General features: G+C 59.4%; 5 protein-coding genes. All 5 read right to left on the reverse strand.

Features of this window, described 5'->3' with window-relative positions:
• The coding region (locus FFS57_RS24015) for a phage tail protein (protein WP_137940364.1) at positions 1 to 1,866 on the reverse strand (1,866 nt) is incomplete at its 3' end.
• 1 nt (position 1,867) lies between these two features.
• Positions 1,868 to 4,051 (reverse strand): putative baseplate assembly protein, encoded by a 2,184-nt coding sequence (locus FFS57_RS24020; RefSeq protein WP_137940365.1) that lies wholly within the window; start codon positions 4,049 to 4,051, stop codon positions 1,868 to 1,870.
• A 4-nt stretch (positions 4,052 to 4,055) separates the two neighbouring features.
• Positions 4,056 to 4,442, reverse strand: a complete 387-nt coding sequence (locus FFS57_RS24025) for a GPW/gp25 family protein (RefSeq protein WP_137940366.1) — start codon at positions 4,440 to 4,442, stop codon at positions 4,056 to 4,058.
• Complete coding sequence (locus tag FFS57_RS24030) at positions 4,439 to 6,250, reverse strand: hypothetical protein (protein WP_137940367.1); 1,812 nt, start codon at positions 6,248 to 6,250, stop codon at positions 4,439 to 4,441. The genes FFS57_RS24025 and FFS57_RS24030 overlap by 4 nt, the downstream gene beginning before the upstream one ends.
• 157 nt (positions 6,251 to 6,407) lie before the next feature.
• Entirely contained in the window at positions 6,408 to 7,130 is a 723-nt protein-coding gene (locus FFS57_RS24035; RefSeq protein ID WP_137940368.1) for a hypothetical protein, read from the reverse strand.
• Positions 7,131 to 7,272: the final 142 nt, after the last annotated feature.

Consider the following 7,272-nt stretch of genomic DNA (forward strand, 5'->3'; position numbering starts at 1 on the left):
GCCCACCCTCATGCCAAAGCCCAATACTGCAGCCTGATGGCCCCCCAACCCGTCTCCCCCCAATTGGCCCAGACCACGAGTACGGAATTTTTCGATGATCACCACCGGGCTGTCGGTCACGATCTCCAGCATGCGCTTGACGCCCCACACCGTACCGCGCAGCCGCCACAACATCATCGCCTCGGCGATGAAAGTACGGCGGGCACGTTCCGACCAGCGCTCATCCAGCACCAAGCCCAACCAGCCGGCCAGCCAGGGCAAGATGCTGACCGATACGCTGAATGGCTTGAACAAGGCGTGACGATGGGCATGCTGAATCGCCAGATCCTGATGCAGTCCGGCCACTGGGTTGAGGTAAGCCTGTGTAAAGCCACGCATGGCCTCATGCCGCGAATACAACTTGGGCAAGCGGCGTAACCAGTCATGGCCTGGATGTTCGGCCCGCACGCTGCGCAGCCGGGGCGTTGCCCGTGACGTGCCGATGAAGTCGATGACCAGCCATAAGTAGCGGCCCGGCATGGTGGGTACGGCAGCTTCGTAGGTGGCAAATTCATCATCGGCAATCCACCATGGCTGTTCGCTGCCATCGCTGCGACGGACGACAGGGCCGCCCAGTGCGTCATCCACCGGCATGTCGATGGCCAATGGCATGGGCGTGGCTGCTTCTTCAAGGGGGGTAAAGGGTGCAGTGAACAACGGGGGATCGCGGTCGATACGGTCGTCAATATCTTCGTCGTCATCGCTGACAATGCCTTGCACGCAAATCGCCGTATTGGGCGGGATACAGGCATCCAGCAACACACGTCCCCAAACGGTTTGATAACTGCCGCTATCCAGCCGGAAGCTGACTACTCGGCCCCGCCCTAGATATTTGACCCGTGCAGCCACCGCATGCCGTACTCCTTTAGCGGTCCAATACACGATGCGGCCATCGGGCGTGTCGACAATGCCCATGCCGTCGTAACCCCGTGCTTGCAACGGTTCGGCCAAGCCATAAGTACTGCTGCCGATATCCAGTTGCAGAAAGTCTTCATTGGGGCGTCGCGCCACGACCAATCGTTCTTCATCACCATGTCCCACCACCACGATGTCGGTCGCGAAAGCCAGTGGATTGGTCCCGCCCAGCGGCACAGGTAGCGGGCTGGCACGCCAACGGCGCGGGCACCCCAGCTCAAACAGGGCGGCGGCCGCCTCATGTGCCCGCCCCAGCACAAACAACCGGCCATCATTGGCAAAACTCAGCCTTGCCGGGGCTGCGATGCCAGCCAGGCTGATCGGCAAGTGCCGCATGCCACGTGTAGCGGACAGCTTCCACAGCTGCGCCGGGATTGCCGATAGGCCATAGACCCAGCCATCGAAATAGGCGATGTCGCACGCGCCGGGCGGTACCGCTTGTGTATGCAGCAATCGTTGCTGGATCAGGTCAAACACCGCAACCCTATTGCTGGCGGTATCGAGGATGAACAAATGATCGGCATCGTCACAGGCCAACGCACGAGGTGTGAATGCCGGCACCAGTGGCGACACCGGTGCAAAATCCCCACCTGCCGACACGGCCTGGCTGCCCAACACGTCGGCAGTCGGCAGATCGCGTTGTGGATGCAGTGGGTCGAAGGCCCCCCATAGCACGCGTTCGATCCGGTGGGCTGCCGGTATGCTGTGAAACAGTCGGCAATAGCGATCAAAGGCCAGGCCAGCACCCAGCTTGTCTGGCACGACACCTGGATCGCCCGGCGTGGCATCGCCCTCCCAACCCAACTGCACCACGCCGTCGATCACCGTAGTATGGGCAAAGCTGCAACGCAGCCAGGGCATGGCGCCGGTGATGGTGACAAAAGCAGGGTCGGGATAGCGTTGCGCACTCATGTCAGCATTCCTCGCGCAGTACCGGAATCGGCAGCACCACGCCATCCGGCGGTACCGGGTTGATACCCTCGCCCGGTGCAGGTAGTGGCAGGCCGTCGACGACCGTGATGGCCGCCAGTTCGGGCACTTCCCAGCGCTTCAATTCCACCGTACCGGCCACCCATTGAGCACCGTTCCAACCGGCAACACCCAAGCCTTCCAGGTATTCCACCCCTTCCACTTGCAGGGCTGCGGCTTCCAGCTCCGGCCCATACACGCGACGACCCAGCGGCCAGCCCTGCCCTGCCGGCCCATAAGGCGACAGCGGTGCCAGATATTGACGCAGCACCAGCTCCACCCATTTGCGCACCGCCTCGATGCCATATCCGGGCTTCACCTTCAATGCCACTGACACGGCCACCTTTCGATAGGTCGGCGGCAACACATACAGCTCGGTGGTGACCAGCCGGCGTTGATCCAGCCATTGGCAAACGGCCCGCAACATGGCTGCATCCGGCATGGGGGCATTGGGATGATCCGGGTCTTGCTGTGGCCACACCACCACGCTGACCACGCCAGCTGCTTCGGCATCGGGCACTTTGGGGTGAAAACGCGGCAGGCACTCGGCACGACCCACCTGCGCACCCGGTGTCATGGCTGCGAGTTCCTTGAAATCATCGGCCGTCACGGTCCGATCACGGCGTCGCAGCTCGCCCGGAATACGTGCCAATGCGGCCTCGACACCCTCCGCATCCGCACCGCAAACGGCGGGCAATGGGTTACTGACTTTGACGCCGGGCAGGTCGATCTTGGCAATGGCCTTGGCGGCCACATTGCCCTGCACGCCCCCACCCCAGCGATAGCCGCGTACCCGAATCCGCTCGCCCCATTGCGGTATGCGGCCACGCAGGCCGTCACCAAACCGCAGCGTACCTGCTTCCGGGTCCAGCATCACATGACGCGATTCGCGACCGCTACCGAAGAAGTCATCCACCCGGCTGTAACGCACCCACTGCCCTCCAACCCGACCCCCCTCTTCCACCTCCACGATGATCTGATCACGGTGGTCGTCTGGCAGCACCGGCCGATGCGCCAACGGCAGTTGCTGACCCGGTTGGCCGTTGCCGTCACCCAGGTACTGCGCATCGGCCACACGCGCTTGCTCGGCCTCGGTGGCGTTGACAATGATCAAGCGATATTGCCCGAAGCGGCTGCCATCACGTCGAAACACACGCACCCACGCCACCAGCTTGGCTTGCTGTTCGTCATCCAGCAGGGGTGGAAAATCACCCGCACCAGCCAGGTCGATATCCACAGCCGGCAAACCGATCTCATTCTTGGCATTGGGTAGGCTTAACCTGACCGTGCCGCCTTGGGTCAGACCACGGGTGCTATCCGCCTCGATCTTCAGGTTCGCATACTGCGGCTGGCTATTTTTCAGCGGGCGCGCGGTGGAAATCTGCCAGCTCAGTTGTGGTGGGCTGGGCAAGCCCGTCACCCCCAGACAGGGATCGATCTGATCAATGCCCCCCACCGGCAGGGCGGGCTCAAAACCCAGGTTCAGCAAGGCTTGCCCGTCCGGTTTCTGCCATTGCGCCAGATCAAAACCATCTTCTGCCAGCAAGGCGATCCAGATCATGCCATCGACCGCTGTACTGAAATCCACTGGTTCAGCCAGCTTGGCCGGGTCCAACACACGTGGGCTGTAATAGACACGTGGCCGCTCAGCCAGCTCATCTGGCAAGGCATCCACCGTGCGTAACACGAAGGCATGCACTTCACTTTCATCATCGGGCGACGGCGCATCGGCCCGTGCCCGCGACAAGGCCACGCAGGACACTGGCCAGGCATGGGTTTCGGCCACGGTCTGAAATTCGACCTTGCCCGCCTTGGCGACGGTTTTCTGTGGTACTGCCACACCGGCGGCTTTATCGGTGGTCAAGGCCAGCAGTGCCCGTGCCGGCTGCGCTGGCAATAGCGGAATTTGCAACAGTTTCAGGTATTCCAGATAGCTGGCTTCTGGAATCTGGTTGAAGCGGAACAACAGGCTTTCGGCCTGAAACGCAAACAGCTCCAGCAAGGTAATGCCAGGGTCGCTTTCATTATGGTCGGTCCACGTCGGGTTGTAGACGGGGATGCGCGCCTTCAGCTCGGCAGCCAGCTGCGCATAGCTGCGGTCATCCAGTATCGGGCTTGGCAGGGGCATGGCTCTACTCCAGGTAGAACGGATAGACCAGGTTATCCGGTCGGCCGTCCCGCAAATGGGTATACGCAATTCGAATCATCACCAGTGCCGGCTCATCGCCCGGCAGTACCTCCACCCGGTCCACACTGATGCGGGGCTCCCAGGTACGTAACGCAATCTCGATTTCACGTTGCATCAGGGCCCGGGTCGAGGTGGTGTTGGGTTGCATCAGGAACCGTCGCAGCCCACAACCAAACGTGGGTAACATCAGGCGCTCGCCCGGTTCGGTATCCAGAATCACCGCCATCGACTGACGCACTTTCTCCGGCCCGCTGGCTTGTGGCAGCTGGCCCAACGTATCTGGGGTCATGGGCAGGGCCAACCCGTTGCCCAATGCAGCGACGCGATTCATGCGAATTCTCCCGTGGTCGGCAGGAAGGGTTCGTCCCGCCATTGGCAGATGCGACGCGGTTCATATTGCAGGTTGCCGGTCAGATCCAGCTGGGCGCCATCGTCAGCAGTTTTTGCAGCCTGTTCGGTCATGACGCTGGCCAGATCGGTCAGCGGCGCTGCCGAGTATTGATCGAGTGTCGGGCGAATCGCCGCAGCGCGTGGGTGATGCGCAGGGTTGGGCGCCCCGCCAGGAAGCAGCAGCGGCTCGCCAGACACCTGCGCCATCATGTGCGACAGCTTATCGGTCAAATCGCTGTGCAGCCCGACGGCGGTTTTGATGCCCCCTTGAAATTCAAACTGGAAGCCGGCCGCATCCACATTGACCCCTGGTGGGATCGCCGCCAGTTCGGCCTGCAAAATAGGATCAAGCTTGAAGCTGGGCAGAATGCAGAACTTCAGCGCCAGCAAGAACCACAAGTTGAAGATGAACACCACGATGGGCAGGAACAGGTTCAGCACAAACAGTGCCACCAGTGTGATCAATGGGATGGCAAAGAAGCAGAATGCATCGCCACCCATACTGCCACCTGACAACGATGTACCGGAAATCTTGGGCTGCAGCGATTGCGGCTGCACAAATTTCACCGGTGAAAACTTGCCAACCGGCCTTGCCAGGACTTGCGCTGCCAGCTCCGCCAGGTTGGGCATCTGTACCGTCACCGGCCGATTGGCCGTGCCCTGCAGATCAAACTGTGAAGCCAGCCGATATTGTTCAGTCGGCGCGCTCCATACCAGTTCGCCCTCGCAATCCGGCGCGTTCACGTTCAGTCCTTGGCGTGGGCAACAGCAGGCGTGGCGGCGGAAGAAACTGCGGATTTCATAAGTGGATCGGTCATCAAACCGCGCCTCGCCACTGTTGGTGGTATCAAATGCCGATGTCGGCACCACGCCAAAGAACAGTGCACGCCCTTTTGCGTCGTGCGCTGGGTTGGCCGGATCAGGGAACATGCGGTAGAGCGGGAACCAAGCTTCCTGAAGCGTCGTTGGGGCGTCTTCCACCTCTTGCCAGCTGCCGACACCGGGATGCGCGCTGGGCACCCAGCCTTCTTCGAACACGCGCACACCATTGGCCTGACGCCAAGCATCCAACGCCTGCCTTTTTGCTGCCACCAGCGCTTTTGCAGTCTGCCATGCCGCTTCAAACTGCCCGGCCTGCTTCATTCTGGCGACTTTCTCGGCCCGTTTGCGCGCCGCTGCGGGTCGTACAGGCACGGTCTGTTCCAGTTCGCCCAGCTTACCTTGTGCCGCGACCAGTTCCCGCAACAAGGCCACAGCCTGTGGGCGAGATTCCTCCGGATAATCCAGCCGCTTGCGCCGTACCACGAAGCCCGCCTGACATACTTCGTTGTCCGGCACCGCCGGGAAGCCCGGCACATCGCAATGCAACTCACATACCACCAGGTAATGCCGACCATGTGCCGGCAAAAACAATTTGCGAATGCCAGTGCCCACCAGCTGCGACCGACGCAAATCGGTCACCGGCTCGCCCTTTTGCCAGGGCTTGCCATCCGACTTCATCGGAAACAGAGCCGCCAGCTTACCTACGAACTGGCCTGGGTTGGCCGCAGCCAGATTCACTGCAAACACCTGGTCGTCTTCGTTGTAACGGACGGAGTGTTGCAGATCTTTGATGAACTCATTGATGAAATCATCACTGGCAAACTTCTGGATCACCGGCGCCGTACCCCGGCCACTGCGTGGTACGCCTGCAAGCGGCCAGCGGTACCAAGGGGCGGTAATGGCCCAAGGGTGGGTGATGGTAGTCATGGCTGAGCTCCACAGGCCGCAGGAATATCTGCATCAACAGCACCCTGCATGCCTTCAATCGCTACACTCGACCCGATCCAATCACGATCAACCCACATATGCCCGCCTTCGCCTGAATCGCTTCATGAAAATGAACCAATTGTTCAGCAGTCGATTATTACTTGCTTAAATCCGACCAGTTATAAACACCGCCAGATCCCAATTTTTTGGCGACTGCCACATCATTTTCATTTGATATGGATTTAATCGCCAAACCACGAATATTGTTTTGCAGATTCAAGGCCTGCTTCAGTGAAACAGGTTTACCCACCGTAACGTAATAAGTGGATTGCCCATCAAGCTTGACCACATTCACATCATTTTCCTTGCCAATCTCACTGCCTTTGATGAGATCGGCAATTTCCTTGGCATTTTTTTGTGCCACGGCCAAATCTCTGGTTTTACCTACCACATAAATCGATTTCTCCATCGGTACCGATTGCAATCCCAGTGCCGCTTTCACACCATCCGTCACACCTGGGACAACATCACTTTTCTGGATCTGCTGTGGCACGTACTGCTTACGCAAGGTATCGTCGGCCAATGCAACACCAACGAAAGGCGCCAGTAATGCCTGAGACAAGCTTTTGATCTGACTGGCCTCTTCAAACCCAGGCAGTTTCTGTACATCCGGTGGCTTTGACACAATTGCCAGCAATATGCTGGGTGCCAATAATCCCATGGTGAAAGAGCTTCTGCGGGCCCTCGATTCGTCCGGATGGTCGTCACAAAACAACCAGCCAACCAACATGCCCAGTACCAGATAACAACCATAGGTCAAATAGGCACCTATTCGTGTTTCGCTGGATATTTCCGGCGACAGGTAAAAATTTGCCCCCATCAGTTTCAACAGACTCAGCGATATTGCCCCAGGGCGGGATCGAACTTGCCAATGGCATCCTAAACTATGGCTTTCGCATGCCTAGCATGTGAGCTTTTGTGTAGGGCAAGCACATTTTTACCAGTGAAAGTACGCTTTTAGC

It is taken from the genome of Chitinivorax sp. B (genome assembly GCF_005503445.1).
Taxonomy (GTDB): domain Bacteria; phylum Pseudomonadota; class Gammaproteobacteria; order Burkholderiales; family SCOH01; genus Chitinivorax.